The sequence below is a fragment of the Citrobacter sp. CF971 genome (genome assembly GCF_006385635.1).
In the GTDB taxonomy this organism is placed as follows: Bacteria; Pseudomonadota; Gammaproteobacteria; order Enterobacterales; family Enterobacteriaceae; genus Citrobacter; species Citrobacter freundii.
The window spans coordinates 2,829,999-2,855,875 of record NZ_CP041051.1; the positions used below are offsets into that span (position 1 = coordinate 2,829,999).

General features: G+C 52.0%; 26 protein-coding genes and 1 pseudogene. 10 read left to right on the top strand and 17 right to left on the bottom strand.

The features are described from left to right. Positions 1-103: 103 nt before the first annotated feature. Positions 104-760 carry a carbon-nitrogen hydrolase family protein gene (locus E6P06_RS17115; RefSeq protein ID WP_003841657.1) on the top strand — a complete coding sequence of 219 codons (657 nt, stop codon included), beginning with the start codon at positions 104-106 and terminating at the stop codon, positions 758-760. Positions 761-783: 23 nt separating this feature from the next. Beyond that, a complete protein-coding gene (gene exoX / locus E6P06_RS17120) occupies positions 784-1,446 on the top strand; it encodes an exodeoxyribonuclease X (RefSeq protein ID WP_003844144.1) in 663 nt (220 codons plus the stop codon). Positions 1,447-1,448: 2 nt separating this feature from the next. Here exoX and ptrB read toward each other — a convergent pair whose 3' ends face one another. The 4 genes from ptrB to yebG all read right to left on the bottom strand — a co-directional run bounded on the left by ptrB (position 1,449) and on the right by yebG (position 5,109). Continuing rightward, positions 1,449-3,503 carry an oligopeptidase B gene (gene ptrB / locus E6P06_RS17125; RefSeq protein WP_003844145.1) on the bottom strand — a complete coding sequence of 685 codons (2,055 nt, stop codon included), beginning with the start codon at positions 3,501-3,503 and terminating at the stop codon, positions 1,449-1,451. An 86-nt stretch (positions 3,504-3,589) separates the two neighbouring features. Then, positions 3,590-4,249 carry a tellurite resistance TerB family protein gene (locus E6P06_RS17130; RefSeq protein ID WP_003844146.1) on the bottom strand — a complete coding sequence of 220 codons (660 nt, stop codon included), beginning with the start codon at positions 4,247-4,249 and terminating at the stop codon, positions 3,590-3,592. A 94-nt stretch (positions 4,250-4,343) separates the two neighbouring features. Continuing rightward, positions 4,344-4,697, bottom strand: coding sequence for a protein YebF (gene yebF / locus E6P06_RS17135; protein WP_003034909.1), 354 nt, complete (start codon positions 4,695-4,697; stop codon positions 4,344-4,346). Between the two features lie 121 nt (positions 4,698-4,818). Beyond that, on the bottom strand, positions 4,819-5,109 hold the full coding sequence (yebG, locus tag E6P06_RS17140) for a DNA damage-inducible protein YebG (RefSeq protein ID WP_003034906.1): 291 nt from the start codon (positions 5,107-5,109) through the stop codon (positions 4,819-4,821). A gap of 131 nt (positions 5,110-5,240) precedes the next feature. Between yebG and purT the strand changes: the two genes are divergently transcribed. After that, positions 5,241-6,419, top strand: coding sequence for a formate-dependent phosphoribosylglycinamide formyltransferase (gene purT / locus E6P06_RS17145; RefSeq protein WP_003844149.1), 1,179 nt, complete (start codon positions 5,241-5,243; stop codon positions 6,417-6,419). A gap of 67 nt (positions 6,420-6,486) precedes the next feature. Here purT and kdgA read toward each other — a convergent pair whose 3' ends face one another. From kdgA to zwf, 3 genes are all read right to left on the bottom strand, one after another. After that, positions 6,487-7,128, bottom strand: coding sequence for a bifunctional 4-hydroxy-2-oxoglutarate aldolase/2-dehydro-3-deoxy-phosphogluconate aldolase (gene kdgA, locus E6P06_RS17150; RefSeq protein WP_003034901.1), 642 nt, complete (start codon positions 7,126-7,128; stop codon positions 6,487-6,489). A 34-nt stretch (positions 7,129-7,162) separates the two neighbouring features. Then, entirely contained in the window at positions 7,163-8,974 is a 1,812-nt protein-coding gene (gene edd / locus E6P06_RS17155; protein WP_003841668.1) for a phosphogluconate dehydratase, read from the bottom strand. A 233-nt stretch (positions 8,975-9,207) separates the two neighbouring features. Beyond that, entirely contained in the window at positions 9,208-10,683 is a 1,476-nt protein-coding gene (zwf, locus tag E6P06_RS17160) for a glucose-6-phosphate dehydrogenase (protein WP_003034896.1), read from the bottom strand. Positions 10,684-11,050: 367 nt separating this feature from the next. On the opposite strand from zwf, the gene E6P06_RS17165 reads away from it, so the two are divergent. Then, positions 11,051-11,920 (top strand): MurR/RpiR family transcriptional regulator, encoded by an 870-nt coding sequence (locus tag E6P06_RS17165; protein ID WP_003034893.1) that lies wholly within the window; start codon positions 11,051-11,053, stop codon positions 11,918-11,920. Positions 11,921-12,038: 118 nt separating this feature from the next. Then, positions 12,039-13,481: a pyruvate kinase gene (gene pyk / locus E6P06_RS17170; RefSeq protein ID WP_003034890.1), complete on the top strand. Its 1,443-nt coding sequence runs from the start codon at positions 12,039-12,041 to the stop codon at positions 13,479-13,481. Between the two features lie 44 nt (positions 13,482-13,525). Here pyk and lpxM read toward each other — a convergent pair whose 3' ends face one another. The 3 genes from lpxM to znuA form a co-directional block, all read right to left on the bottom strand. Continuing rightward, positions 13,526-14,497 (bottom strand): lauroyl-Kdo(2)-lipid IV(A) myristoyltransferase, encoded by a 972-nt coding sequence (gene lpxM / locus E6P06_RS17175; RefSeq protein WP_003841672.1) that lies wholly within the window; start codon positions 14,495-14,497, stop codon positions 13,526-13,528. A gap of 119 nt (positions 14,498-14,616) precedes the next feature. Beyond that, entirely contained in the window at positions 14,617-15,936 is a 1,320-nt protein-coding gene (gene mepM, locus E6P06_RS17180; protein ID WP_003034883.1) for a murein DD-endopeptidase MepM, read from the bottom strand. A 15-nt stretch (positions 15,937-15,951) separates the two neighbouring features. Further along, positions 15,952-16,896 (bottom strand): zinc ABC transporter substrate-binding protein ZnuA, encoded by a 945-nt coding sequence (gene znuA, locus E6P06_RS17185; protein WP_049002353.1) that lies wholly within the window; start codon positions 16,894-16,896, stop codon positions 15,952-15,954. 78 nt (positions 16,897-16,974) lie between these two features. On the opposite strand from znuA, the gene znuC reads away from it, so the two are divergent. Continuing rightward, positions 16,975-17,730 carry a zinc ABC transporter ATP-binding protein ZnuC gene (znuC, locus tag E6P06_RS17190; RefSeq protein WP_003034877.1) on the top strand — a complete coding sequence of 252 codons (756 nt, stop codon included), beginning with the start codon at positions 16,975-16,977 and terminating at the stop codon, positions 17,728-17,730. Further along, entirely contained in the window at positions 17,727-18,512 is a 786-nt protein-coding gene (znuB, locus tag E6P06_RS17195) for a zinc ABC transporter permease subunit ZnuB (RefSeq protein ID WP_003034874.1), read from the top strand. The genes znuC and znuB overlap by 4 nt, the downstream gene beginning before the upstream one ends. Before the next feature lie 78 nt (positions 18,513-18,590). Here znuB and ruvB read toward each other — a convergent pair whose 3' ends face one another. The 6 genes from ruvB to aspS all read right to left on the bottom strand — a co-directional run bounded on the left by ruvB (position 18,591) and on the right by aspS (position 23,847). Next, the gene (gene ruvB / locus E6P06_RS17200; protein ID WP_003034872.1) at positions 18,591-19,601 is read right to left on the bottom strand and encodes a Holliday junction branch migration DNA helicase RuvB; all 1,011 of its coding nucleotides are present in this window, start codon (positions 19,599-19,601) and stop codon (positions 18,591-18,593) included. 8 nt (positions 19,602-19,609) lie between these two features. Continuing rightward, on the bottom strand, positions 19,610-20,221 hold the full coding sequence (gene ruvA / locus E6P06_RS17205) for a Holliday junction branch migration protein RuvA (protein ID WP_003034869.1): 612 nt from the start codon (positions 20,219-20,221) through the stop codon (positions 19,610-19,612). 80 nt (positions 20,222-20,301) lie between these two features. Beyond that, a complete protein-coding gene (ruvC, locus tag E6P06_RS17210; protein ID WP_003034867.1) occupies positions 20,302-20,823 on the bottom strand; it encodes a crossover junction endodeoxyribonuclease RuvC in 522 nt (173 codons plus the stop codon). A 34-nt stretch (positions 20,824-20,857) separates the two neighbouring features. Further along, entirely contained in the window at positions 20,858-21,601 is a 744-nt protein-coding gene (locus tag E6P06_RS17215; protein WP_003034865.1) for a YebC/PmpR family DNA-binding transcriptional regulator, read from the bottom strand. A 28-nt stretch (positions 21,602-21,629) separates the two neighbouring features. Further along, positions 21,630-22,073: a dihydroneopterin triphosphate diphosphatase gene (gene nudB / locus E6P06_RS17220; RefSeq protein WP_003844155.1), complete on the bottom strand. Its 444-nt coding sequence runs from the start codon at positions 22,071-22,073 to the stop codon at positions 21,630-21,632. Between the two features lies 1 nt (position 22,074). Then, on the bottom strand, positions 22,075-23,847 hold the full coding sequence (gene aspS / locus E6P06_RS17225; RefSeq protein ID WP_049002340.1) for an aspartate--tRNA ligase: 1,773 nt from the start codon (positions 23,845-23,847) through the stop codon (positions 22,075-22,077). 266 nt (positions 23,848-24,113) lie between these two features. Between aspS and E6P06_RS17235 the strand changes: the two genes are divergently transcribed. The 3 genes and pseudogenes from E6P06_RS17235 (at position 24,114) to E6P06_RS17245 (ending at position 25,273) form a co-directional block, all read left to right on the top strand. Next, positions 24,114-24,680, top strand: a complete 567-nt coding sequence (locus E6P06_RS17235; protein ID WP_003841685.1) for a hydrolase — start codon at positions 24,114-24,116, stop codon at positions 24,678-24,680. Next, positions 24,677-24,772: pseudogene (locus tag E6P06_RS28015) on the top strand (hypothetical protein); the annotation flags it as partial. The gene E6P06_RS17235 and the pseudogene E6P06_RS28015, both read left to right, overlap by 4 nt. 261 nt (positions 24,773-25,033) lie before the next feature. Beyond that, positions 25,034-25,273 carry a DinI family protein gene (locus E6P06_RS17245; protein ID WP_139935482.1) on the top strand — a complete coding sequence of 80 codons (240 nt, stop codon included), beginning with the start codon at positions 25,034-25,036 and terminating at the stop codon, positions 25,271-25,273. An 85-nt stretch (positions 25,274-25,358) separates the two neighbouring features. Here the strand turns inward: E6P06_RS17245 and E6P06_RS17250 are convergent, their stop codons facing one another. After that, entirely contained in the window at positions 25,359-25,769 is a 411-nt protein-coding gene (locus E6P06_RS17250; protein WP_139935483.1) for a hemerythrin domain-containing protein, read from the bottom strand. Positions 25,770-25,877: the final 108 nt, after the last annotated feature.

Consider the following 25,877-nt stretch of genomic DNA (forward strand, 5'->3'; position numbering starts at 1 on the left):
TTATACTACGTTACGATTCCTTACATGATGGCTGCTACAGTATAAGTATATTCTTAATCTATACTTTCAGGATGATTGTAGACACTATGAAAAGGAAATCATTATGTCACACTGGAAAATCGCAGCAGCGCAGTACGAACCTCTTCACACCTCAGTTACCGAGCATGTCGCACATCACCTGCAATTCATTCAGGCAGCCGCCCAATGCCAATGTGAATTGCTGGTCTTTCCTTCCCTCTCCTTGTTAGGTTGTGTTGATGAACATGACGCGCTTCCTGCCCCACCCGATGAAGCGCTGTTAGAACCTCTCGCCCATGCCGCCGTGACTTATCGTATGACAATCATTGCGGGACTACCGGTGGAACATAACAACCGGTTCGTAAAAGGCATCGCGCTCTTTTCTCCCTGGATGACCTCGCCCTTAACGTTTCATCAAAGTCACGGAGCCTGTATCGCCAGACAGCAAAATGCCATTAGCGTAGTGGATAGCCAACCGGAAGGAATCGATATCGACCCGGCTTACTCCCTGTTCACGAGCAGTCAGTCCATTAGCGAACCCGAATTGCTCTCCTCCACATCTCGTCTACAGAGTTTCTCGCATAAGTTTGCCATAGCTGTATTAATGGCCAACGCGCGTGGCAGCAGCGCGTTATGGGATGAGCGAGGCCGATTGATTGTTCGCGCAGACAGCGGTTCTTTGCTGTTAACCGGTCAACGCACGCCACGGGGTTGGCAAGGTGATATCATTCCATTACGCTAGTCGTTTTGGGTCAGGAGCATGGCATGTTGCGCATAATAGATACAGAAACCTGTGGTCTACAGGGAGGCATTGTTGAAATTGCTTCTGTCGATGTGGTTGACGGAAAAATAGTCAACCCAATGAGCCACCTGGTACGCCCTGACCGCCCCATCAGCCCACAGGCGATGGCTATCCATCGCATTACTGAAGCAATGGTGGCCGATAAGCCGTGGATTGAAGACATCATCCCGCAGTATTACGGCAGCGAGTGGTACGTGGCGCACAATGCCAGTTTTGATCGGCGTGTGCTGCCCGAAATGCCAGGAGAATGGATTTGCACCATGAAGCTTTCCCGCCGTCTGTGGCCGGGGATCAAATACAGCAATATGGCGCTCTATAAATCCCGCAAGCTGAGCGTCCAGACGCCGTCTGGTCTGCACCACCACCGCGCGCTTTATGACTGCTACATCACAGCGGCACTGCTGATCGACATTATGAAGACGTCCGGCTGGACCCCGGAGCAAATGGCCGATGTCACCGGTCGTCCTGCGTTGCTAACCACATTTACCTTCGGAAAATACCGCGGGAAACCGGTATCTGAAGTCGCTGAACGCGATCCGGGCTATTTGCGCTGGCTGTTTAACAACCTTGACAATATGAGCCCGGAATTGCGCCTAACGCTGAAACACTATCTGGATAACGCCTGAGTTTACGCTTGTCCAGGCAGTGTGCCCTGCGCCAGCCCAATCAAAAACGCGTATTCCAGGGCCACACCTTCGTAAGATTTATAACGTCCGGATTTACCGCCGTGCCCGGAATCCATATCCGTGCAGAGTAACAGCAGATGGTCGTCCGTTTTCAGCTCACGCAGTTTTGCCACCCACTTTGCCGGTTCCCAGTATTGCACCTGGGAGTCGTGCAAGCCCGTTGTCACCAGCAGATGCGGATAAGCCTGCGCGGTAACATTGTCATACGGACTGTAGCTTTTCATGTAGGTGTAATACTCTTCCTCCTGCGGATTACCCCACTCTTCAAACTCACCGGTCGTCAGTGGAATTGACTCATCCAGCATTGTGGTCAGCACATCGACAAATGGCACCTGTGCAATGACGCCATGAAACAGTTCGGGGCGCTCATTGATGGCAACACCCATTAACATTCCTCCGGCGCTTCCTCCCATGCCATAACATAGCGAAGGCGCGCCATAGCCCATTTTTAGCAGTGCATCGCAGACGTCGAGATAATCATTGAAGGTATTTTTCTTATGCAGAAACTTACCGTCTTCGTACCACTGTTGCCCTAACTCACCGCCGCCACGGACATGGGCAATGGCATAAACAAAGCCGCGATCCAGTAAGCTTAAACGGCTGCTGCTGAAATCGGCGTCCATGCTGGCGCCATACGAGCCATAGCCGTAAACCAGTAACGGATTTTTTCCTTTCAGGAAGTACTTTTGATGGTAAACCAGCGAAACCGGAACCTCGGTACCATCCCGCGCGGTGATCCATACGTGTTCGCTGCGGTAGTTCGCCGCATCAAATCCGGGAACCTCCGTCTGCTTGAGCACGCGACGCTCTCCGGTGTCCATATCCAGTTCAAACAGCGTATCCGGAGTGGTCATGGAGGAATAGCCATAACGCAGGCGCGAGGTCTCCGGCTCAGGGTTATAGGCAAGCCAGGTCACATATGCCGGATCGTCAAAGGCGATCCCGACCACTTCGCGCGTTTTACGATTAATCTGCCGCAGGCTGGTTAAGCCCCGCTGACGCTCTTCTACCACCAGCCAGTCGGTGAATAACGTAAAGCCCTCCAGCATCACGTTGTCACGCGGAGGGATCAGCGTCTCCCAGGCTTGTTCATCACGAAAACGGGTACGGTACAGGCCGAAATTTTTCCCCTGACGGTTGGAGCGCAGATAAAAATTGTGCTGATAGTGATCGAGACTGTATTCGTGGTCTTTGCGTCGCGCTAAAAAGACCAACGGTTCGGCATCTGCCAGTTCTGCATCAAGCAACAAAACTTCACTGGTGGTCGCACTGGCAATGTGGATAACCACATAATGCAATGATGTGGTTTTATGCAGACTGACATAAAACATGTCATCGGCTTCTTCATACACCAGCTCATCCAGTGACGATGGCGAGCCGACTGTATGTCGCCAGACCTGATACGGCAATAACGTCGTTTCGTGCTTGCGCACGTAATAGAAAGTCTGAGAATCATTCGCCCATACCAAATCCGCTTCGACGTTTTCCAGCACTTCCGGATACCAGTTGCCGCTTTGCAGGTTGCGAAAACGCACGCCATATTGCCGGCGAGAGAGATAATCTTCGGCCAGTGCCATGATGGTGTTATCCGGTGATATCGCCAGTCCTCCCAGCGTATAAAACTCGCTGTGTGCCGCGCGATGGTTCCCATCCAATAGAGTATCCCAATCATCCCACTCTTCACTGAAGGCAGACTGACGCTGATAAATGGCATATTCGCACCCCGGTTCATAAATATGCCGGTAGCGATAACCATTCTTCACATAGGGGGCAGAAGCATCCTGAGGTGGGATGCGGTCGATAATCTCTTTCAGGACGCGATCCTGCAAAGCCTGCTGCGAGGCCATAATCTGACGGCCATACGCATTTTCTTGTTGCAGATAATCCAGCACTTCTGGCTGCGAGCGAGTGTCATCTCGCAACCAGTAATAATTATCAACACGAGTATCGCCATGCTGCGTCATGGCGTGGGGAATACGAGAAGCTTTTGGTAGCATGTCATTGTTCTTTTGCTTAAACATCCTATAAGGGTGGCAAAAGACAGCAATGATGCAAGCGAAACATGCGCCTTAGTGGTAAGTAATTAACCCGGTAACGCCTGTTTTTGTTCCTTGAGATCCTGTTCAATGCCTTCACGAACATCCTGCGGGATCTTCAACGCATCGCCCAGCGCATTGAGATAACTACGTTCCATAAAGTGGTCGATATCAATCGCCGCACAACTGAGGAAGTAAATTTCTAGCGCTTCTTCTTCGTTACGGATCCCATGCGCCAGTCGTTGAGGGTCTAACGGTTGTTCGATGGCGCGTTCAATCAGAATGCGGCCCTGCTCTTCCACGCCCGCTTCACGGAGCTGCTGCTCAATAGCGCTACGTTCTTTGGCATCAATATGGCCATCGCTTTTCGCCGCAAAAACCAGCGCCAGAATCAGGCGTTCGGTTCGCTGATCCAGCGGTGAGCTTTCTGCACCAAACTGCGGTTCATCCTGATGCGCTGCGCGAACTTTATCCTTGTACTTGTTCCATAACACAGTCCCGGCAACCGCGCCGCCGCCTACCAGAAGCGCGCTGGTGCCGTATTTACTCAGTAATTTACGAGAAGATTTGTTGGCAACCAGTAATCCTGCCAGACCGCCTAACGCGCCTGGAACCAGAAGTTTACTCAGCCCTTGCTCGCCCGAAGATGACGCGGAGGAACCTTTTTGCCCAAGAAGAGATTGTAGTTGATTTAGCCAGTTAGCCATTTTGCCCCTCAAGTACAGACGAATAATCATCAAAGCGTACCCGAGGGGATGTCAGGAAGTGTTCAGGTCATCAAAAGATGTGCAAATACCTCCGTTACTGCGGCTGATACTCCGCTGTTCCGGCTTTGCAGTCGACTTTTACCTGATAGTGAATATCCGCACTTTTACCGCGAACCGTCAGGGGAACTGACCATTTCCCGTCTTTGCCCGTAATATCGGGCGTGTTTACCCAGGCGACAGGATCGGCTTGCCCGACGCGCTTTTGATCGTCAGCCCAGCGCGCAATGCGATTTTGTTGATAATCACGTTTCACGCTCGCCGCAATACCGTTAGCGTCCAGTCCCTCACACTTGGGGAACTGGACGTTTTTGCTTTCCATATTTGCCGCAAATACAGATACGCTGGCAGACAGCAGCAGCAGGCTCAATAACGTTCTTTTTTTATACATTCTTTTCTCCTTAATCTCCCCTTCGTCATTCAGATTGCCTCTAGCAACGTGAAGTAACGTCAGGGATTGCACAATGATTCAGGGAAAAGCATGGTACAAAACGTCAGGAGCGCAAGTCGTTTCAGGCAGCCTGAGTATCATCCCCAGCGTGCGCATCGTTTTCGACAGCCTGCGGCGAAGGAAGCTTGCCATTTTTCAGAATGGCGCTCAGCACATCTTTTTGCTCAGCCAGCCACAGGGAAAGCGCTTCGCGCTGCTCGTCTTCAAGCGCTACCGGCGATTGCTCCAGCCATGTGTCGAGCAGATCTGCTGTATCCAGCATTTTGTCATACGCATCGGCTTCCTTTTTGCTGGTAAACGACATTTTTTCCTCACCTTCCCGAATGACTACGTATTTAACTTCAACCGCCATTTTGCAGCCTCTTAAATTACCTGTATTTATGTACAGTATATTCTTTTTAAGCCCTAAAATCAACCTGGTAATAAAGACAGACGCAAACGTTTTCGTATATACTGCGCCCAGATAAAACAGGGGATTAATTTATGACGTTATTAGGCACAGCGCTGCGTCCAGCAGCAACGCGAGTGATGTTATTAGGTTCGGGAGAACTGGGTAAAGAAGTGGCAATTGAATGTCAACGCCTGGGTGTGGAAGTCATTGCCGTGGATCGTTACCCCGACGCGCCAGCCATGCACGTTGCCCATCGCTCATACGTTATCAACATGCTGGATGGCGAAGCATTACGCCAGCTCGTCGAGCGTGAAAAACCGCATTATATCGTGCCGGAAATCGAGGCGATCGCCACGGATATGCTGGTAAAACTGGAGCAGGAAGGTCAACACGTTGTGCCTTGCGCACGAGCGACCCAACTGACCATGAACCGGGAAGGAATCCGTCGGCTCGCCGCCGAAGAATTGTCTCTACCGACCTCTTCTTACCGCTTTGCTGACAGTGAAGTCCGCTTTCGCGAAGCCGTCGCCGAAATCGGCTATCCCTGCATCGTAAAGCCAGTAATGAGTTCTTCCGGTAAGGGGCAGAGCTTTATCCGTTCAGCCGATCAGCTCACCGAGGCCTGGAACTATGCTCAACAGGGAGGCCGGGCAGGTGCCGGGCGCGTTATCGTCGAAGGCGTAGTGAATTTTGATTTTGAAATCACCCTGCTAACCGTCAGCGCCGTTGATGGCGTGCATTTCTGCGCGCCGGTTGGACATCGACAGGAAGATGGCGATTATCGCGAGTCCTGGCAGCCGCAGCAGATGAGTGAACTGGCGCTGGCGCGCGCTCAGGAGATTGCCCGCAAGGTGGTGCTGGCGCTGGGTGGTCACGGACTGTTTGGCGTGGAGCTGTTTGTCTGCGGTGATGAGGTGATTTTCAGCGAAGTCTCCCCTCGCCCTCACGACACGGGTATGGTGACCTTAATTTCGCAGGATCTGTCTGAGTTTGCCCTGCACGTACGTGCATTTCTCGGTCTGCCCGTTGGCGAAATCCGCCAGTATGGGCCTTCTGCTTCCGCTGTTATTCTGCCGCAACTTACCAGTCAGAATATCACGTTTGATAACGTGCAGGCCGCTGTAGGTGCGGGTATGCAAGTTAGGTTCTTCGGCAAACCGGAAATCGACGGGAGCCGTCGTCTGGGCGTTGTGCTGGCCACAGCACAGAGCATTGAAGATGCGGTGATACGCGCGAAAGACGCAGCCGCACAGGTGAAAGTTACTGGATAAAAAAACGGGCCGAATGGCCCGTTACAGATTCCCATGCCCGGTAGTGATTACCGGGCATTTTGCGCAATTATTGCTTCGCGCCTTCAACAGCCTCACGAGCCAGTTTGGTAATGCGATCGTAATCACCCGCTTCCAGCGCATCCGCCGGAACCAGCCAGGAACCACCGATGCACAGCACGCTTTTCAGTGCCAGGTAGTCGCGGTAATTCGCTGGAGAGATCCCACCGGTTGGGCAGAAACGGACCTGTGAGAACGGACCCGCAATCGCCTGCAGCGCTTTAGTACCGCCATTTGCTTCAGCAGGGAAGAATTTGAACTCTTTCAAACCGTAGTCCATACCCAGCATCAGTTCAGATACGGTGCTGATACCAGGGATCAACGGAATAGTGCCTTCAGTTGCGGCTTTCAGCAACGGCTCGGTCAGACCCGGACTGATAGCAAACTGTGCACCGGCTTCGGTAACTTCAGCCAGCTGTTGTGGATTCAGTACAGTACCTGCACCAACGATAGCGTCCGGAACTTCTTTTGCGATCGCGCGAATGGCATCCATCGCACATGCGGTACGTAGGGTCACTTCCAGAACGCGCACGCCGCCTGCAACCAGCGCTTTTGCCATCGGCACTGCGTGTTCCAGTTTATTAACCACGATAACCGGTACAACCGGGCCAGTGGTCAGGATTGCTTCTGCACTTGTCTTCCAGTTTTTCATCAGAGTTTTCTCTCGCCTGATTACAAAATAAGTCTTAAAAAGTGATACAGGTTGCGCCCTGTTCCGCACCGGACAGCTTTTCACGCAACGCGCTGAACATTTCACGGCCTGTGCCCACGCGCGATGCGCTGAGGTCAGGAATATGAGGCTGACGAGAAGCAAGTTCCTCTTCATCAACCAGCAGCGTCAATTCACCTGTCTGTCCATTCACACGAATGATGTCGCCATCGCGTACTTTTGCCAGCAGCCCGCCATCATAGGCTTCTGGGGTTACATGGATTGCTGAAGGCACTTTACCTGAAGCACCTGAAAGTCGTCCATCGGTAACTAACGCAATTTTGAAACAACGGTCCAATAATACACCAAGTGGCGGCATGAGTTTATGTAATTCTGGCATTCCGTTTGCTTTTGGTCCCTGATGGCGCACAACTACTACGCAATCACGATCGAGCAGTCCCGCATCGAAGGCAGGCAATACATCATGCTGACTTTCGAAAACAACCGCGGGCGCTTCAATCACCTGATTTTCTACCGGTACCGCCGACGTTTTCATCACTGCGCGGCCGAGGTTTCCACTCAGCACTTTGGTGCCGCCGTGGTGGGAGAAAGGCTGGTCAAAGGTGGCTATCACGTTGCTGTCCAGCGACTTCGCCGCACCTTCACGCCAGTCCAGCTCACCCTCGTTGAGCCAAGGCTCCATGGTGTAGCGCGATAAACCAAACCCGGCAACGGTGTTCACATCTTCATGCAGCAGACCCGCGTTAAGCAGTTCGCGCATTAACACCGGCACGCCACCCGCCGCCTGGAAGTGGTTAATGTCTGCCGGACCATTCGGGTACAGACGCGCCATCAGCGGCACAATATCGGACAGATCGGAGAAGTCGTCCCAGTTAATCAGAATACCGGCTGCGCGCGCCATCGCGACCAGGTGCATTGTATGGTTAGTGGAGCCCCCGGTCGCCAGCAGCGCGACAATACCGTTGACCACTACTTTTTCATCGATCATTTTACCGATCGGCATCCATTCATTGCCGTTGCCGGTCAGACGCGTTACCTGACGAGCCGCAGCGGCGGTCAACGCTTCGCGCAGCGGCGCATCCGGGTGCACGAATGAGGATCCTGGCAGTTGCATCCCCATAAACTCCACTACCATCTGGTTGGTGTTTGCCGTGCCATAGAACGTACAGGTACCCGGTGCGTGATAAGACGCAGCTTCGGATTCAAGCAGCGCCATACGATCGACTTTACCTTCAGCATACAGCTGACGGATACGCACTTTTTCTTTGTTCGCCAGACCACTCGCCATCGGGCCGGAGGGAATAAAGATCGAAGGCAGATGACCAAATGACAGTGCCGCCATCACCAAACCCGGGACAATTTTGTCGCACACGCCAAGGAATAACGCGCCGTCGAACATATTGTGTGAGAGGCCCACAGCAGCCGACATAGCAATCACTTCGCGACTCAACAGCGAAAGCTCCATCCCATCCTGTCCCTGGGTCACACCGTCGCACATCGCAGGAACACCGCCAGCGACCTGGCCTACCGCATTGGCTTCATGCAGCGCTTTACGAATGATGTCCGGGTAATGCTCGTACGGCTGATGTGCGGAAAGCATGTCGTTATAGGAGGTAATGATCGCGATATTGTTACGCAGCATGCTTTTCAGCGAAGCCTTGTCATCCGGCTGGCAGGCAGCAAAACCATGCGCCAGGTTACCGCACGCCAGTTGTGAACGATGAACGGTAGTCGATTTCGCTTGTTCAATACGGGCAAGGTAGGCGGAACGTGTGTCGCGAGAACGTTCGACGATACGTTGTGTTACGCGTAACAAATTCGGATTCATAGAGGCTCCTAAAATTTATCTGTCAGAGCGTTGGAAAAACAATGTGTTTCAGTTGGGTTAAAAACAGCTGAATCGCTTGTTAGCCGTAGCTCAGGGGCAAAATCGTTTCAGGCAGTGTAATAAAAAAAGCCCCGCGGGTGAATCCACGCGAGGCTTAAAAGTGCAAAAATTATTCTACAATCTGTGTTAGATCATGTTACCGGTAAAATAACACCTATGGGCTAGATGATATTTTACTCGAATTCGTTCCAGGAACGACCATCACGGGTAATCATGGCCACAGAGGCAACCGGTCCCCAAGTCCCGGCCTGATAAGGCTTCGGCGCGTCGTTGTCCATTGCCCAGGCTTCGGTAATAGAGTCGACCCACTTCCATGCTTCTTCAACTTCATCTCGACGCACAAACAGCGCCTGAATGCCGCGCATCGTTTCAAGCAGCAGACGCTCATAAGCGTCGGCCAGATGTGTTTGGTTGAAGGTTTCGGAGTAGCTCAGATCAAGTTTGGTAATTTGCAGGTTATGCTTGTGATCCAGACCCGGTACTTTGTTCAGTACCTGGATATCGACACCTTCATCAGGCTGCAAACGGATGGTCAGCTTGTTCTGTGGCAGGTCCTGCCAGGATTCTCTGAACAGGTTCAGCTCAGGCGTTTTGAAGTAAACCACGACTTCAGAGCACTTGGTCGGTAAACGTTTACCGGTACGCAGGTAGAATGGAACACCCGCCCAGCGCCAGTTATCGATATCCACACGGATTGCCACAAACGTTTCCGTGTTGCTGCTCTTGTTGGCACCTTCTTCTTCCAGGTATCCCGGAACTTTTTTGCCCTGGGCAAAACCGGCGGTGTACTGACCGCGAACCGTTTTTTCTCGCACGTTCGAACGATCGATGCGACGCAGTGATTTCAGTACCTTCACTTTTTCATCACGGATGCTGTCAGCGCTCAGATCGGACGGTGGAGACATCGCGATCATGCATAGGATTTGCAGCAGGTGGTTCTGGATCATGTCGCGCATCTGACCGGCCTGGTCAAAATAGCCCCAGCGCCCTTCAATGCCCACTTCTTCCGCCACGGTAATTTCTACGTGATCGATAGTGCGGTTATCCCAGTTGTTCACAAACAGGGAGTTGGCAAAACGCAGTGCCAACAGGTTCAGTACCGTCTCTTTGCCGAGATAGTGGTCGATGCGGTAAACCTGGCACTCTTCGAAATACTCGCCTACCTGATCATTGATTTCGCGCGATGTTGCCAGTGACGTTCCTAACGGTTTTTCCATCACCACGCGGGCAGGCTTAGCATTCAGCTTTGCTTCACCCAAGCCTTTGCAGATTGCGCCAAAAGTGCTTGGTGGCATCGCGAAATAGTTAATAGTGGTACGTGATTTCTGATCCAGCATTTCACCCAGACGGCTAAATGCGGCGGTATCATTGACGTCCAGATTACAAAACTCCAGACGACCGCTGAGGGTCTCCCATAAACCTTCATCGATTTTTTCTTTCATGAAGGTTTCGAGCGCTTCGCGCACAACCTTGGTATAAGCTGCTTTGTCCCAGTCGGCACGCCCAACCCCAATGATACGGGTTTCCGGGTTAATCTGGCCGGCCTTTTCCAGTTGATACAGGGAAGGCAGCAATTTCCGTCGCGCCAGGTCGCCCTTCGCACCGAAAATGACCAGGTCACATGCCTGGGCTGTTTGCGTTACCGCCATGTCATTCTCCTCAATTAAGTGCCTGGTGCTTTTGCCAGACACTGGTTGTAATTTTATTACAGTGCACTGTACTGCTTTTACGTGAATCCGGAAACCGTAAACGCTTATCCAGCCGTGCTGTTACCGCGAACAGCCGCTTTATTGGCGTATAACCCATCAAAATGGATAAAAAAGTCGTATTTTTCGTACCCATGACGAAGTATGAAAATCCGACTCCGATCATGTAATGAAAAAAAACAACAACTATTCTGTCCATTTTGCCCCGTTGCTGCATTAGCAGGGGTAATATCTATACACTAAATTGTGTATCGGTTTCCCCGTATCGCTGAAATCGTTTTTGCCCATGACCCATGAGTCTACCTACATCATGAATATGCTGGAAAAAATCCAGTTAAAACTGGAACATTTGAGCAAGTCAGAGCGTAAAGTCGCCGACATTATTCTTGCCTCTCCCGAGCGGGCAATCCATTCAAGCATCGCCGCACTTGCTGTAGAAGCGAATGTCAGCGAGCCAACGGTGAACCGTTTTTGTCGCAGCATGGACACCCGCGGCTTTCCTGATTTTAAACTGCATCTGGCGCAAAGTCTGGCAAATGGCACCCCTTATGTTAATCGCAATGTGGATGAGGATGACAGCGTAGAATCTTACACGGGGAAAATCTTCGAGTCAGCGATGGCAAGCCTCGACCACGTTCGCCAGTCGCTGGATAACGCGGCGGTAAACCGGGCGGTAGATTTATTAACCCAGGCGAAGAAAATTGCCTTCTTTGGTTTAGGTTCTTCCGCCGCGGTAGCGCATGACGCGATGAATAAATTTTTCCGCTTTAACGTGCCGGTAATTTATTCCGACGATATTGTTCTGCAACGCATGAGTTGTATGAATTGTAGCGACGACGACGTCATTGTGCTTATTTCTCATACCGGAAGAACCAAAAGTCTGGTTGAACTGGCGCAGTTAGCGCGGGAAAACGATGCCATGGTTATCGCCCTCACCTCTCCCGGTACGCCACTGGCACGGGAAGCCACGCTGGCAATTACCCTCGATGTACCGGAAGATACTGACATTTATATGCCCATGGTCTCTCGACTTGCTCAACTGACCGTGATAGATGTGCTGGCTACAGGATTTACTTTGCGCCGAGGGGCAAAATTTAGAGATAACTTGAAGCGTGTCAAGGAAGCGCTCAAGGAATCGCGTTTTGATAAAGAATTACTCATCAAGAGTGATGACCGCTAAAAGCAATAACAATGTTCTACCCTTTTATCATCCGGGTTGTTCATTTACCGTTAATGTTTGAGAACGGCCGGATCAATGTTCACGCAACACCAAGTTGTTTCAGTCAACGGAGTATTACATGTCCAGAAGGCTTCGCAGAACCAAAATCGTTACCACGTTAGGCCCGGCAACTGACCGCGATAACAACCTTGAGAAGATTATCGCCGCGGGTGCGAACGTCGTACGTATGAACTTTTCCCACGGCTCTCCAGAAGATCACAAACTGCGGGCGGATAAAGTCCGTGAAATTGCCGCAAAACTGGGACGTCATGTAGCTATTTTGGGTGACCTGCAGGGACCTAAAATCCGCGTATCCACCTTTAAAGAAGGTAAAGTATTTCTTAACGTTGGCGACAAGTTCCTGTTAGACGCCAACCTCGGCAAAGGCGAAGGCGACAAAGAAAAAGTCGGTATTGATTATAAAGGGCTGCCTGCTGACGTCGTGCCTGGCGATATCCTGCTGCTCGACGATGGTCGCGTACAGCTTAAGGTGCTGGAAGTTCAGGGCATGAAAGTCTTCACCGAAGTCACCGTCGGTGGCCCGCTATCCAATAACAAAGGCATCAACAAACTGGGCGGCGGTCTCTCTGCTGAAGCCCTGACCGAAAAAGACAAAGCCGACATCATTACCGCAGCACAAATCAGCGTTGACTATCTGGCTGTCTCCTTCCCGCGCTGCGGCGAAGATCTGAATTATGCCCGCCGTCTGGCGCGCGATGCCGGTTGCGATGCGAAAATTGTCGCCAAAGTAGAACGTGCAGAAGCCGTCTGCGACCAGAATGCGATGGATGACATCATCCTGGCTTCTGACGTAGTGATGGTAGCCCGTGGCGACCTGGGTGTTGAAATCGGTGACCCTGAGCTGGTAGGTATTCAGAAAGCGTTGATTCGTCGCGCGCGCCAGCTGAACCGTGCGGTCATCACCGCTACGCAGATGATGGAGTCGATGATTACCAACCCAATGCCGACTCGTGCGGAAGTGATGGATGTGGCTAACGCCGTCCTCGACGGCACCGATGCCGTGATGCTCTCTGCAGAAACAGCAGCAGGTCAGTACCCGGCGGAAACCGTCGCGGCAATGGCGCGCGTCTGTCTCGGCGCTGAAAAGATCCCGAGCATCAACGTCTCTAAACACCGCCTTGACGTGCAGTTTGATAACGTTGAAGAAGCGATTGCGATGTCAGCGATGTACGCTGCTAACCACCTGAAAGGGGTCACCGCTATCATCGCAATGACGGAGTCCGGTCGCACTGCGCTGATGACTTCTCGTATCAGTTCCGGCCTGCCGATTTTCGCGATGTCCCGTCATGAGCGTACGCTGAATCTGACCTCCCTGTACCGCGGTGTCACCCCGGTTCACTTCGACAGCGAAACTGACGGCGTCGTTGCCGCCAATGAAGCGGTGAACCTGCTGCGCGATAAAGGCTACCTGGTTTCTGGTGACCTGGTGATCGTGACCCAGGGCGATGTGATGAGCACCATTGGCTCAACCAACACCACGCGTATTCTGACCGTAGAATAAGTCGCTTAAATGTAAAAAAGCCTCTCGTTTTGAGAGGCTTTTTTTTATTTCTTCGGATAGAGATCTTTGCGCTTATAGGGCTCAATCTCGCCGGGTTTACGCGTCTTAAGCAGTTTCAGAATCCAGGTGTATTGTTCGACATGAGGCGTGACAAAAATCTCCACCTCTTCGTTCATCCGTCTGGCAATGGTGTGGTCATCCGCCGTCAGGATGTCATCCATCGGTGGACGAACATGGATCGTCAGGCGGTGCGTTCTCCCATCGTATACGGGGAACAGCGGTACCACGCGCGCGTGGCAGACTTTCATCAGACGTCCAATCGCCGGTAACGTTGCTTTATAGGTAGCAAAAAAATCGACAAACTCGCTGTGTTCAGGCCCATGGTCCTGATCTGGCAGGTAGTATCCCCAATATCCCTGACGGACAGACTGAATAAACGGTTTGATGCCATCATTACGCGCATGCAAACGACCACCAAAGCGACGGCGTACCGTGTTCCAGACGTAATCGAATACCGGGTTCCCCTGATTGTGGAACATCGCAGCCATTTTCTGTCCCTGGGACGCCATCAGCATCGCCGGGATATCTACCCCCCAGCCATGTGGAACGAGAAAAATAACTTTTTCATCGTTGCGCCGCATCTCTTCGATGATTTCCAGGCCCTGCCAGTCAACCCGACTCTGAATTTTCTCCGGGCCACGTATTGCTAATTCAGCCATCATGACCATCGCCTGAGGCGCAGTTGCATACATATCATCAACAATGGCTTCACGCTCAGCTTCGCTACGTTCAGGAAAGCAGAGGGATAAATTGATCAATGCTCTGCGACGGGAGCTTTTTCCCAGTCTTCCGGCAAGCCGTCCGAGTTTTGCCAGAATAGGATCACGAAATGCTGCCGGCGTTAACGCAATACCAGCTATCGCCGCCACCCCCAGCCAGGCGCCCCAGTAGCGCGGATGGCGAAATGATTTGTGAAACTCAGGGATATACTCAATATTCTTTTTTTTCGTTTCCATGCTCTTCCAGTGTCTGGTGCCGCGAAAAGTAAATCTGCTGATAGTGTAGCGGCGCACCGTGCGCCGTACAAAATAAAAAAGCCGGCACGCATAGCGTACCGGCTTTGTCAGTGTACTAATTAATCAAAACGTAGCTGAGGCATAACCTCTTTCACCTGCGCCAGGTAATCGGTGCGATCCGAGCCGGTCAGACCCTCTGTACGCGGCAGTTTCGCCGTCAAAGGGTTCACGGCCTGCTGGTTAACCCATACTTCATAGTGCAGATGCGGCCCCGTTGAACGCCCGGTGTTACCTGACAGCGCGATACGATCGCCACGTTTAACTTTTTGACCTGGTTTCACCAACAGCTTACGCAGGTGCATATAACGCGTGGTGTAGGTGCGACCATGACGAACCGCAACATAGTATCCGGCAGCGCCGCTACGCTTCGCTACAACCACTTCACCATCGCCCACCGACAGTACCGGCGTCCCCTGCGGCATCGCAAAGTCGACACCTTTGTGCGGCGCTACGCGTCCAGTCACCGGATTCAGGCGACGCGGGTTAAAGTTCGAGGAAATACGGAACTGTTTCGCCGTCGGGAAACGCATGAAGCCTTTCGCCAGCCCGGTACCATTACGGTCATAGAACTTACCGTCTGCAGCACGGATGGCATAATAGTCTTTGCCTTCAGAACGTAAACGCACGCCCAGCAGTTGGCTTTGCTCGCGCTTGCCGTCCAGCATTTCGCGAGACATCAGCACCGAGAACTCATCACCTTTTTTCAGTTTGCGGAAATCCATCTGCCACTGCATGGCCTTAATCACTGCGCTGATTTCAGAGCTGGTCAGCCCGGCATCTTTGGCGCTGGCGACGAAGCTTCCGCCCACCGTGCCTTTGATACGACTGTTAACCCAATCGCCCTGTTGCATTTCGCTGCTCATTTTGAACCCCGTCGCAGTGCGATCGTAAGTACGGGTTTCACGGCGGGATACTTCCCAGGTCAGACGCTGCAGGTCACCTTCCGCGCTTAAGGTCCAGGAAAGCTGCTGACCAATTTTCAGATTACGCAGCTCTTTATCGGAAGCAGCGAGTTGACTGATATCGCCCATATCGATGCCGTACTGATTCAGAATACTGCTCAGCGTATCGCCAGTGGAGACGACATACTCATGCACACCAGCTTCACCAGACGTTTTGTCATCCAGTTCATCCTGCGGAATGGCTTCGTCTTCCTGTGCAGCCTGATCAATAGGTTCGCTTGCCTCAGGCAACAGTGAACGAATCTCGCTTTTTTCCAGCTCGATAGTTTTAACGATGGGTGCAGAATCGGGATGGTAAACATAAGGCCGCCAGACGGCAACGGCCAATGTCAGTACGGTAAGCGACCCCAGCATAACGCGATGGGGTCGCGGCAGATTATTAAATGCCAGAGCGACAGAGCGGGCTATCTGTTGCACGTATTCACTTCCTCATTAATCTCCTTTCAGGCAGCTCGCATACTGGTTGGCTAATTGGTTCAAAAACGCTGAATAGCTTGTTTTACCCAGTTTGATATTCGTACCGAGCGGATCCAACGTTCCCATTCGAACGGATGTCCCTCTCGCGACGGCTTCAACGACCGCTGGCCTGAACTGTGGCTCAGCAAAAACGCAGGTTGCTTTTTGCTCAACCAACTGTGTTCTTATTTCATGTAAACGCTGCGCACCAGGTTGAATCTCAGGGTTCACGGTAAAGTGACCAAGCGGTGTTAGTCCGTAGTGTTTTTCGTAGTAGCCATAGGCGTCATGAAAAACGAAATAACCTTTTCCCTTGAGCGGTGCGAGCTCGTTACCTACCTGCTTATCGGTTGCGGCTAATTGTGCCTCAAAATCCTTCAGGTTGGCGTCAAGTTTGGCTCGACTTTGCGGCATAAGTTCCACTAATTTTTCATGGATTGCAACCGCTGAGGCCCGCGCTATCTCTGGAGAAAGCCAAAGATGCATGTTGTAATCGCCGTGATGGTGATGCTCGTCACTTTTTTCACTGCCAGCATCATTGTGTCCATGATCGTCATCGTCGTCGTCAGCACCTTTTATGAGTAACGGTTTCACGTCATTGAGCTGCGCAATCGTTACCTGTTTCGCGTTAGGAATATTCTTGACTGACTTTTCCATAAACGCTTCCATCTCAGGTCCAATCCAAACGACTAAGTCCGCGCCCTGTAAGCGTTTTACGTCTGATGGACGCAGTGAATAGTCATGTTCGGAAGCCCCGTCTGGCAGCAAAACCTCAGTGTCTGTTACCCCGTCCGCAATGGCCGAAGCAATAAATCCCAGCGGCTTAAGCGAGGCCACCACAGCAGCATTTGCTGCCTGTGTTGCACTACCCCAAAGAGCAGCGGATAATGCTGCGAAAAGAAGCGTATTTTTATGTAACATAATGCGACCAATCATCGTAATGAATGTAAGAAATGTGATATTATAACATTCTATAACTTCTGCAAGACTAAAATTGATATGACGACTTTGGTTTCACTGGAAAATGTCTCGGTCTCTTATGGTCAACGCCGCGTCCTGTCTGACGTATCGCTTGAACTTCGACCCGGTAAAATTTTAACGCTTCTCGGCCCGAATGGTGCAGGGAAGTCTACGCTGGTGCGCGTTGTATTAGGACTGGTAGCGGCTGATGAGGGAGTTATCAAGCGTAATGGCCAATTGCGGATTGGCTATGTACCGCAAAAACTGTACCTCGATACTACGCTTCCGCTGACGGTAAGTCGGTTTATGCGCTTACGTCCCGGCACCAAAAAAGAGGATATCCTTCCGGCACTGAAGCGCGTTCAGGCCGGACATCTGATGAATGCGCCGATGCAAAAGCTCTCTGGCGGGGAAACGCAACGCGTCCTGTTAGCCCGTGCTTTATTGAATAAACCTCAGCTACTGGTGCTCGATGAGCCGACCCAGGGCGTGGATGTCAATGGGCAGGTCGCACTGTACGACCTTATCGACCAGTTGCGACGTGAACTGGATTGCGCCGTACTGATGGTTTCCCATGACCTGCATCTGGTGATGGCCAAAACCGATGAAGTACTGTGCCTGAACCATCATATTTGCTGTTCCGGTGCGCCGGAAGTGGTTTCCATGCACCCGGAATTCATCTCAATGTTCGGACAACGCGGCGCCGAACAACTCGGAATTTACCGTCATAATCACAATCACCGCCACGATTTACAGGGTCGTATCGTCTTACGCCGGGGAAATGGTCACTCATGATTGAATTGTTATTACCCGGTTGGTTAGCCGGGATCATGCTGGCCTGTGCTGCTGGCCCACTCGGCTCGTTTGTGGTCTGGCGTCGAATGTCTTATTTCGGTGATACGCTGGCCCACGCTTCACTGCTGGGAGTCGCCTTTGGCCTGCTGCTGGATGTAAACCCTTTCTATGCGGTTATCGCCGTCACTTTGTTGCTGGCTGGCGGTCTGGTATGGCTTGAAAAGCGCCCTCACCTCGCGATCGATACCTTACTGGGCATTATGGCGCATAGTGCATTGTCGCTGGGGCTGGTTGTCGTCAGCCTGATGTCCAACATCCGTGTGGATCTGATGGCTTACCTGTTTGGTGATTTGCTCGCCGTGACGCCTGAAGATCTTATCTCCATCGCCATCGGCGTGGTTATTGTTCTGGCGATTCTGTTCTGGCAGTGGCGTAACCTGCTGTCGATGACCATCAGTCCGGATCTGGCATTTGTCGATGGCGTGAAGCTGCAACGCGTGAAGCTACTGCTGATGCTGGTTACGGCGTTAACGATTGGCGTGGCGATGAAGTTTGTCGGGGCGTTGATTATCACCTCGCTGCTTATTATCCCTGCGGCGACCGCCCGTCGCTTTGCCCGTACGCCGGAACAGATGGCAGGAGTTGCCGTTGGTGTGGGAATGATAGCGGTTACAGGCGGGCTGACCTTCTCGGCCTTCTATGACACCCCGGCAGGTCCCTCCGTGGTGCTGTGTGCCGCGCTGCTGTTTATTTTCAGCATGATGAAAAAGCAAGCGAGCTAAGCATGCGTTGCCCGGTGGCGCTGCGCTTACCGGGCCTACAAAATCGCCCAGGCCTTATAAGCGTAGCGACATCATGCATTAAGGCATTTGTGGCGGCGTAATGCCAAAATGGTTCCAGGCGCGCACGGTTGCCATACGTCCACGCGGCGTACGCTGCAGAAAACCTTGCTGAATCAGATATGGCTCAAGCACGTCCTCAATGGTTTCACGCTCTTCCCCGATCGCCGCTGCCAGGTTATCCAGTCCGACCGGTCCGCCAAAGAATTTGTCGATAACCGCCAGCAACAACTTACGGTCCATATAATCAAATCCTTCCGCATCCACATTGAGCATATCCAGCGCCTGAGCGGCGATATCTGCTGAAATCGTGCCGTCATGCTTCACTTCGGCGAAATCACGTACCCGGCGTAATAAGCGGTTGGCAATACGCGGCGTACCGCGGGCGCGGCGTGCCACTTCCAGCGCGCCTTCATCGCTCATTTCCAGGCCCATAAAACGCGCACTGCGTCCTACAATGTGCTGCAGATCAGCCACCTGATAGAATTCCAGGCGCTGTACAATACCAAAACGGTCACGCAACGGAGACGTTAACGACCCGGCGCGCGTCGTCGCCCCGATTAGCGTAAACGGCGGCAGATCGATCTTGATCGAACGTGCAGCCGGTCCTTCACCAATCATGATATCCAGCTGATAATCTTCCATCGCCGGATACAGCACCTCTTCCACCACCGGTGAAAGACGATGGATTTCATCGATAAACAGCACATCATGGGGTTCAAGGTTGGTAAGCATTGCCGCCAGGTCACCCGCCTTTTCCAGTACCGGACCGGACGTGGTGCGCAGATTAACGCCCATTTCATTGGCGACAATATTGGCAAGCGTGGTTTTACCAAGCCCTGGAGGACCGAAAATCAGCAGGTGATCGAGAGCGTCACCACGCAGCTTCGCCGCCTGGATAAAAATCTCCATTTGCGAACGGACCTGAGGCTGGCCAATATACTCTTCCAGCAATTTAGGGCGGATCGCACGATCCACCAGGTCTTCAGGGGTCGTGCTGACAGCCGAAATCAGGCGATCTGCTTCAATCATCCTTTACCTCACAATGCCGCGCGAAGCGCTTCACGAATCAGGGTTTCACTGCTGGCATCAGGGCGGGCAATTTTGCTCACCATGCGGCTGGCTTCTTGTGGTTTATAGCCCAACGCCACCAGCGCAGCAACCGCTTCCTGCTCGGCGTCGTCCGTTGTCGGACTGGCCGGAGAGGTCAGAACCAGATCCGCCGCCGGGGTAAAGAGGTCACCATGCAGACCTTTAAAGCGGTCTTTCATTTCAACAATCAAACGCTCTGCGGTTTTCTTACCAATGCCCGGTAATTTCACTAACGCGCCAAGCTCTTCGCGCTCAACGGCATTAACAAACTGCTGCGCAGACATTCCGGAGAGGATCGCCAGCGCCAGCTTCGGCCCCACGCCATTGGTTTTGATTAACTCTTTAAACAGCGTGCGCTCTTGCTTGTTGTTAAAGCCATACAGCAGTTGAGCGTCTTCACGCACCACAAAATGGGTGAAGATAATCGCTTCCTGCCCGGCTTCCGGCAACTCGTAGAAACAGGTCATCGGCATATGCACTTCATAGCCTACCCCACCCGTTTCCAGAAGGACCAGCGGGGGTTGTTTTTCAATAATGATGCCTCTGAGTCTGCCTATCACGTGACGCTCCTGCGTTAAGGGCTAAAAGGTAATGCGCTATCATAAAAAAAGGCTGGATAGATATCCAGCCTCATTTGTCACTAACGTAATCGACCTCGCGCCAAATTCAGCCTCGACTCGCTCATTTGCATGGCATTCTGACTGACATGGCAGTGGGTAATAGCTATCGCCAGCGCATCCGCGGCATCCGCCTGCGGATTCGCCGGGAGTTTTAGCAGCGTGCGCACCATATGCTGGACCTGGCTTTTTTCCGCACTACCGATCCCCACCACAGTCTGTTTTACCTGGCGGGCCGCGTATTCAAAGACCGGTAGATCCTGATTGGTCGCCGCAACGATTGCCACGCCGCGTGCCTGTCCAAGCTTTAGCGCCGAGTCAGCGTTCTTCGCCATAAAGACCTGCTCAATGGCAAAATAGTCCGGCTGGAACTGGGTGATGATTTCCGTCACGCCCGCGTAAATTAACTTCAGACGTGACGGGAGATCGTCGACTTTGGTGCGGATACAACCGCTGCCGAGGTAGGTCAGCTGTCTGCCGACCTGACGAATAACGCCATAACCGGTGATGCGCGACCCCGGGTCAATGCCGAGAATGATAGACATCACGCACCTCCTGTCAGGTTGCGGTACAGCCACCTCATTCTAAGGTAGCTGCAACCTCATCAGAGATCTCGCCGTTATGGTAAACTTCCTGCACGTCGTCGCAGTCTTCCAGCATATCGATCAGACGCAACAACTTCGGCGCTGTTTCTGCATCCATATCTGCTTTGGTGGATGGAATCATAGACACTTCAGCCGCGTCCGCTTTCAAACCCGCCGCTTCCAGCGCGTCACGCACTTTACCCATCTCTTCCCACGCGGTGTAAACGTCAATTGCGCCGTCGTCGAAGGTCACCACGTCTTCAGCACCTGCTTCCAGCGCCGCTTCCATGATGGCGTCTTCGTCCCCTTGTTCAAAGGAGATCACGCCTTTTTTGCTGAACAGGTAAGCCACGGAACCGTCGGTACCGAGGTTGCCGCCCGTTTTCGTGAACGCGTGACGCACTTCCGCAACAGTACGGTTACGGTTGTCAGACAGACATTCAATCATAACGGCTGTACCGCCAGGACCATAACCTTCATAGATGATGGTTTCCATGTTGGAATCTTCATCACCACCCACACCGCGCGCGATTGCACGGTTCAGGGTGTCACGGGTCATGTTGTTAGCCAGCGCTTTATCAACCGCTGCACGCAGACGCGGGTTAGCGTCCGGATCGCCGCCGCCGAGTTTTGCCGCCGTCACCAGCTCACGAATTATTTTGGTGAAAATTTTACCGCGTTTAGCATCCTGCGCTGCTTTACGGTGTCTGGTGTTGGCCCATTTACTATGACCTGCCATAAATAATATCTCCAAAAAGCGCCCCTTTTCAGGCGACGTTAATTACAAACTCTTCAATCGCCTGCCGGTTACTCCACGACTTGGTTAATTGGGCGGCTTCAACCGCATTAACCCAACGATAGGTCAGATGTTCGGTGAACACGATCTCTCGTTCTGAGGGAAGTGCCAGGCAAAACCAGGATTCAGTATTTCGTTCAATTCCCGGTGCATAGCGATGACGTAAATGGCTAAAAATCTCAAACTCCACCGTGCGCTGACAGTCAATTAAGGTCAGTTGCTCAGATGCAACATCAATGGCGACCTCTTCCTTTACTTCGCGCATAGCGGCTTGCGACGCGGTTTCACCCTCTTCAAGGCTGCCGGTGACCGACTGCCAGAAATCAGGATCGTCGCGTCGCTGTAACATCAGCACTCTCCCGGTGTCCTTTGCATAAATCACGACTAACACCGAGACAGGCTGTTTGTATCTCATATCAGTTATTCTCGGCCTTCTTAACAACCTGAATGCTCAGTTCCGCCAGCGCAGCTTCGTTGGCAAAGCTCGGCGCTTCAGTCATCAGACACGCTGCAGCAGTGGTTTTCGGGAAAGCAATAACGTCACGAATGTTGTCAGTACCGGTCAGCAGCATAGTCAGACGGTCCAGACCAAACGCCAGGCCCGCATGCGGTGGCGTACCATATTTTAGCGCATCCAGCAGGAAGCCGAATTTCTCACGCTGCTCTTGCTCGTTAATGCCCAGAATACCAAATACGGTCTGCTGCATGTCGCCGTTGTGAATACGCACGGAACCGCCGCCCACTTCGTAGCCGTTGATAACCATATCGTATGCGTTAGCAACCGCGTCTTCCGGCGCAGCTTTCAGCTCAGCGGCCGTCATATCTTTCGGCGCGGTGAACGGGTGGTGCATTGCGGTCAGTCCGCCTTCACCATCGTCTTCAAACATTGGGAAGTCGATAACCCACAGCGGAGCCCATTTGGCTTCGTCGGTAATATTCAGGTCTTTACCCAGTTTCAGACGCAGCGCGCCCATCGCGTCGGCAACCACTTTCTTGTTGTCGGCACCGAAGAAAATCATGTCGCCGTCTTGCGCATCGGTACGCGCCAGAATCGCTTCCACGATTTCTGCGTTCAGGAACTTAGCAACCGGGCTGGTGATACCTTCCAGACCTTTCGCACGCTCGGTGACTTTGATGTAAGCCAGACCTTTCGCGCCGTAAATCTTAATAAAGTTACCGTAATCGTCAATTTGCTTACGGCTCAGTGCGGCACCGCCCGGTACACGCAGAGCAGCTACGCGGCCTTTCGCATCGTTTGCCGGACCAGAGAACACTGCGAACTCAACGTCTTTCACCAGATCGGCAACGTCAACCAGCTCCATCGGGTTACGCAGGTCTGGTTTATCAGAACCGTAACGACGCTCAGCTTCGGCAAAGGTCATGATCGGGAAATCACCCAGATCCACCCCTTTAACTTCCAGCCACAGATTACGCACCAGCGCTTCCATCACTTCACGCACCTGCGGTGCGGTCATGAAGGAAGTCTCAACGTCGATCTGGGTAAATTCAGGCTGACGGTCAGCACGTAAGTCTTCATCACGGAAGCATTTTACGATCTGATAGTAGCGGTCAAAGCCAGACATCATCAGCAGCTGTTTAAACAACTGAGGTGATTGCGGCAGCGCGTAGAATTTACCTTTATGTACGCGAGAAGGTACCAGGTAATCGCGCGCGCCTTCCGGCGTCGCTTTGGTCAGCATCGGTGTTTCGATGTCGAGGAAGCCATGGTCGTCCATAAAACGACGCACCAGACTGGTAATTTTGGCACGCGTTTTCAGGCGCTGCGCCATTTCAGGGCGACGCAGATCTAAATAGCGATACTTCAGTCGCGCTTCTTCGGTGTTGACGTGGTTAGAGTCCAACGGCAGCGAGTCTGAACGGTTGATGATGGTCAGATCGGAGGCCAGCACTTCAATTTCGCCCGTCGCCATCTCGGCGTTGACGTTTTTCGCGTCACGCGCACGCACGGTGCCCGTAACCTGGATGCAGAACTCATTACGCAGTTCGGAGGCCAGCTTTAACGCGTCCGCACGGTCCGGATCGAAAAATACCTGCACGATACCTTCGCGGTCGCGCATATCGATAAAGATCAGGCTACCAAGATCACGACGACGGTTGACCCAACCACACAGAGTCACCTGCTGCCCCTCGTGGGACAGACGTAGCTGTCCGCAATATTCTGTACGCATGAGATATCCCTTAACTTTGCCGCAGGCGGATTGTCACCTGTCTCGCAGATGACGAAGTCGCAGCTTTAGCTGAATGTCACAACTGAATGAAAAAAGGCGGCTATTATACTGGAAATTCTGCCGCACGATAAGTCCGGTACTGACTGTACGCCTGTTTCCTGGACGGGCATTGCGTAATCTCACAAAAAATAACAAAAATTGTCGCCCCTTTCACACTGATTCGCGCTTAAGGTGTAACGGAATTCTATTTTTTTACTGGAGTGACCATGCTGGAACTGAACGCAAAAACAACCGCCCTTGTCGTGATTGACTTACAGGAAGGGATCCTGCCTTTCGCTGGCGGACCTCATACGGCACACGCTGTGGTTGCCCGCGCCGCGCAGTTGGCGGAAAAATTCCGTACCCACGGTTCCCCGGTGGTAATGGTGCGCGTCGGGTGGTCTGACGATTACGCCGAAGCGCTAAAACAACCAGTAGATGCTCAGACTCCAGCAAAAGCATTGCCCGAAAACTGGTGGGATTACCCGGCTGCTCTGGGTAAATGCACCAGCGACCTCGAAGTAACCAAACGCCAGTGGGGCGCATTCTACGGCACCGATCTGGAATTGCAGCTGCGTCGCCGGGGTATCGATACCATCGTCCTGTGCGGCATCTCTACGAACATTGGCGTTGAGTCGACGGCGCGAAATGCGTGGGAGCTGGGTTTCAGTCTTATCATTGCAGAGGATGCCTGTAGTGCCGCCAGTGCTGAGCAACACCTGGGCAGCATGACTCACATTTTCCCCCGCATTGCGCGCGTTCGCAGCGTGGAAGAGATTTTGCAAGCGCTATGATCTATATCGGTTTACCCCAGTGGTCGCATCCAAAATGGGTGCGTTTGGGGATCACAAGCCTTGAAGAGTATGCCCGCCACTTTAACTGCGTGACGCGGTAATTTTTAAAATCACTAAAGAACGCCCAAGAGCATGTGTTTTCTTTAGGTTAATCAGTGCATTATAAGACGCCTCCATATGAAATTCGGTTAAGTTCATATGAGTTAAAATGTCCCAACCATGCCCCAAAACTGGCATTTATGCCCCATACATGCCCCAAAAACCTTCCTTAAAAAGCTACGTGCCCAACCGTTGATGCTGTATAAATAGACAGTATAAATTGCGTGCAAAATCATTGTTGCTTTGGAGGCGGTATGTTCGTTGAGTTGGTGTACGACAAACGGAATGTTGAAGGATTAACAGGTGCCAGAGAAATAATTCTGAATGAGTTAACAAAGCGAGTGCACCGGATCTTTCCGGATGCAGAAGTGAAGGTTAAGCCGATGCAGGCGAACGGCTTAAACAGCGATGCCAGCAAAAGCGATCGGGAGAAGCTGAACCGCATGCTTGAGGAAATGTTTGAAGAATCCGATATGTGGATAGTTTCGGAGTAGTGCCAGCTTTTACCAAGTCCTTTTCATACCTTTCTGGATACGGGAAACCAAATTCCCGTATTGGATGAACCATTGCCGCCCTTTTTTAAAGCTTCTCTACCAGCGGATAAAAATTATGATCCTCGCGCTGCATTCGTTCATGCACCTTGCGCAACACTACATTCGCGTCGCGGCGAAATGCCTCGTCACAATTGATAAGCTTATTTGCCGTATTCCAGCGACGGGAAAACTTTTCATACTCGGCAACAATATCAGCCATCTCGCGCTGAAAATTTACGCTCATTGTTTTTAGCTTTTGATCGTTCACCTTTTCCAGATAAGGATATAAAAACTGATCTTCGGTAGAAAGGTGTACTTTAATCACAGAACTCATACTGATAACGGTTTGAGCGATTTCTTGCGCATGAGCCGTCACACCCGCCCGGCTAAGCTCCCTGAGGCGGCTAATTTTATGGATAATCTCGGCATGCTGGATCTTCATTTTATCAATATTCACTGGGGAATCCCTTAATGAGCTTTGCAATTTATAACATATATATTAAATGCATCTTTAAAAATAAGCAATCTGAGTTGTTTTTATTAAATTTTATAAATTTACGTTATG

What these genes read in the sequence shown, in the direction of transcription:
- nudB (WP_003844155.1), bottom strand. Translation starts at nt 22,073, where the DNA reads ATGAGATACAAACAGCCTGTCTCGGTGTTAGTCGTGATTTATGCAAAG.
- yebF (WP_003034909.1), bottom strand. Translation starts at nt 4,697, where the DNA reads ATGTATAAAAAAAGAACGTTATTGAGCCTGCTGCTGCTGTCTGCCAGC.
- E6P06_RS17115 (WP_003841657.1), top strand. Translation starts at nt 104, where the DNA reads ATGTCACACTGGAAAATCGCAGCAGCGCAGTACGAACCTCTTCACACC.
- E6P06_RS17235 (WP_003841685.1), top strand. Translation starts at nt 24,114, where the DNA reads ATGCTGGAACTGAACGCAAAAACAACCGCCCTTGTCGTGATTGACTTA.
- E6P06_RS17165 (WP_003034893.1), top strand. Translation starts at nt 11,051, where the DNA reads ATGAATATGCTGGAAAAAATCCAGTTAAAACTGGAACATTTGAGCAAG.
- yebG (WP_003034906.1), bottom strand. Translation starts at nt 5,109, where the DNA reads ATGGCGGTTGAAGTTAAATACGTAGTCATTCGGGAAGGTGAGGAAAAA.
- zwf (WP_003034896.1), bottom strand. Translation starts at nt 10,683, where the DNA reads ATGGCGGTAACGCAAACAGCCCAGGCATGTGACCTGGTCATTTTCGGT.
- edd (WP_003841668.1), bottom strand. Translation starts at nt 8,974, where the DNA reads ATGAATCCGAATTTGTTACGCGTAACACAACGTATCGTCGAACGTTCT.
- znuC (WP_003034877.1), top strand. Translation starts at nt 16,975, where the DNA reads ATGACGACTTTGGTTTCACTGGAAAATGTCTCGGTCTCTTATGGTCAA.
- znuA (WP_049002353.1), bottom strand. Translation starts at nt 16,896, where the DNA reads ATGTTACATAAAAATACGCTTCTTTTCGCAGCATTATCCGCTGCTCTT.
- aspS (WP_049002340.1), bottom strand. Translation starts at nt 23,847, where the DNA reads ATGCGTACAGAATATTGCGGACAGCTACGTCTGTCCCACGAGGGGCAG.
- ptrB (WP_003844145.1), bottom strand. Translation starts at nt 3,503, where the DNA reads ATGCTACCAAAAGCTTCTCGTATTCCCCACGCCATGACGCAGCATGGC.
- lpxM (WP_003841672.1), bottom strand. Translation starts at nt 14,497, where the DNA reads ATGGAAACGAAAAAAAAGAATATTGAGTATATCCCTGAGTTTCACAAA.
- kdgA (WP_003034901.1), bottom strand. Translation starts at nt 7,128, where the DNA reads ATGAAAAACTGGAAGACAAGTGCAGAAGCAATCCTGACCACTGGCCCG.
- pyk (WP_003034890.1), top strand. Translation starts at nt 12,039, where the DNA reads ATGTCCAGAAGGCTTCGCAGAACCAAAATCGTTACCACGTTAGGCCCG.
- ruvB (WP_003034872.1), bottom strand. Translation starts at nt 19,601, where the DNA reads ATGATTGAAGCAGATCGCCTGATTTCGGCTGTCAGCACGACCCCTGAA.
- E6P06_RS17215 (WP_003034865.1), bottom strand. Translation starts at nt 21,601, where the DNA reads ATGGCAGGTCATAGTAAATGGGCCAACACCAGACACCGTAAAGCAGCG.
- purT (WP_003844149.1), top strand. Translation starts at nt 5,241, where the DNA reads ATGACGTTATTAGGCACAGCGCTGCGTCCAGCAGCAACGCGAGTGATG.
- znuB (WP_003034874.1), top strand. Translation starts at nt 17,727, where the DNA reads ATGATTGAATTGTTATTACCCGGTTGGTTAGCCGGGATCATGCTGGCC.
- ruvC (WP_003034867.1), bottom strand. Translation starts at nt 20,823, where the DNA reads ATGTCTATCATTCTCGGCATTGACCCGGGGTCGCGCATCACCGGTTAT.
- E6P06_RS17245 (WP_139935482.1), top strand. Translation starts at nt 25,034, where the DNA reads ATGTTCGTTGAGTTGGTGTACGACAAACGGAATGTTGAAGGATTAACA.
- E6P06_RS17130 (WP_003844146.1), bottom strand. Translation starts at nt 4,249, where the DNA reads ATGGCTAACTGGCTAAATCAACTACAATCTCTTCTTGGGCAAAAAGGT.
- exoX (WP_003844144.1), top strand. Translation starts at nt 784, where the DNA reads ATGTTGCGCATAATAGATACAGAAACCTGTGGTCTACAGGGAGGCATT.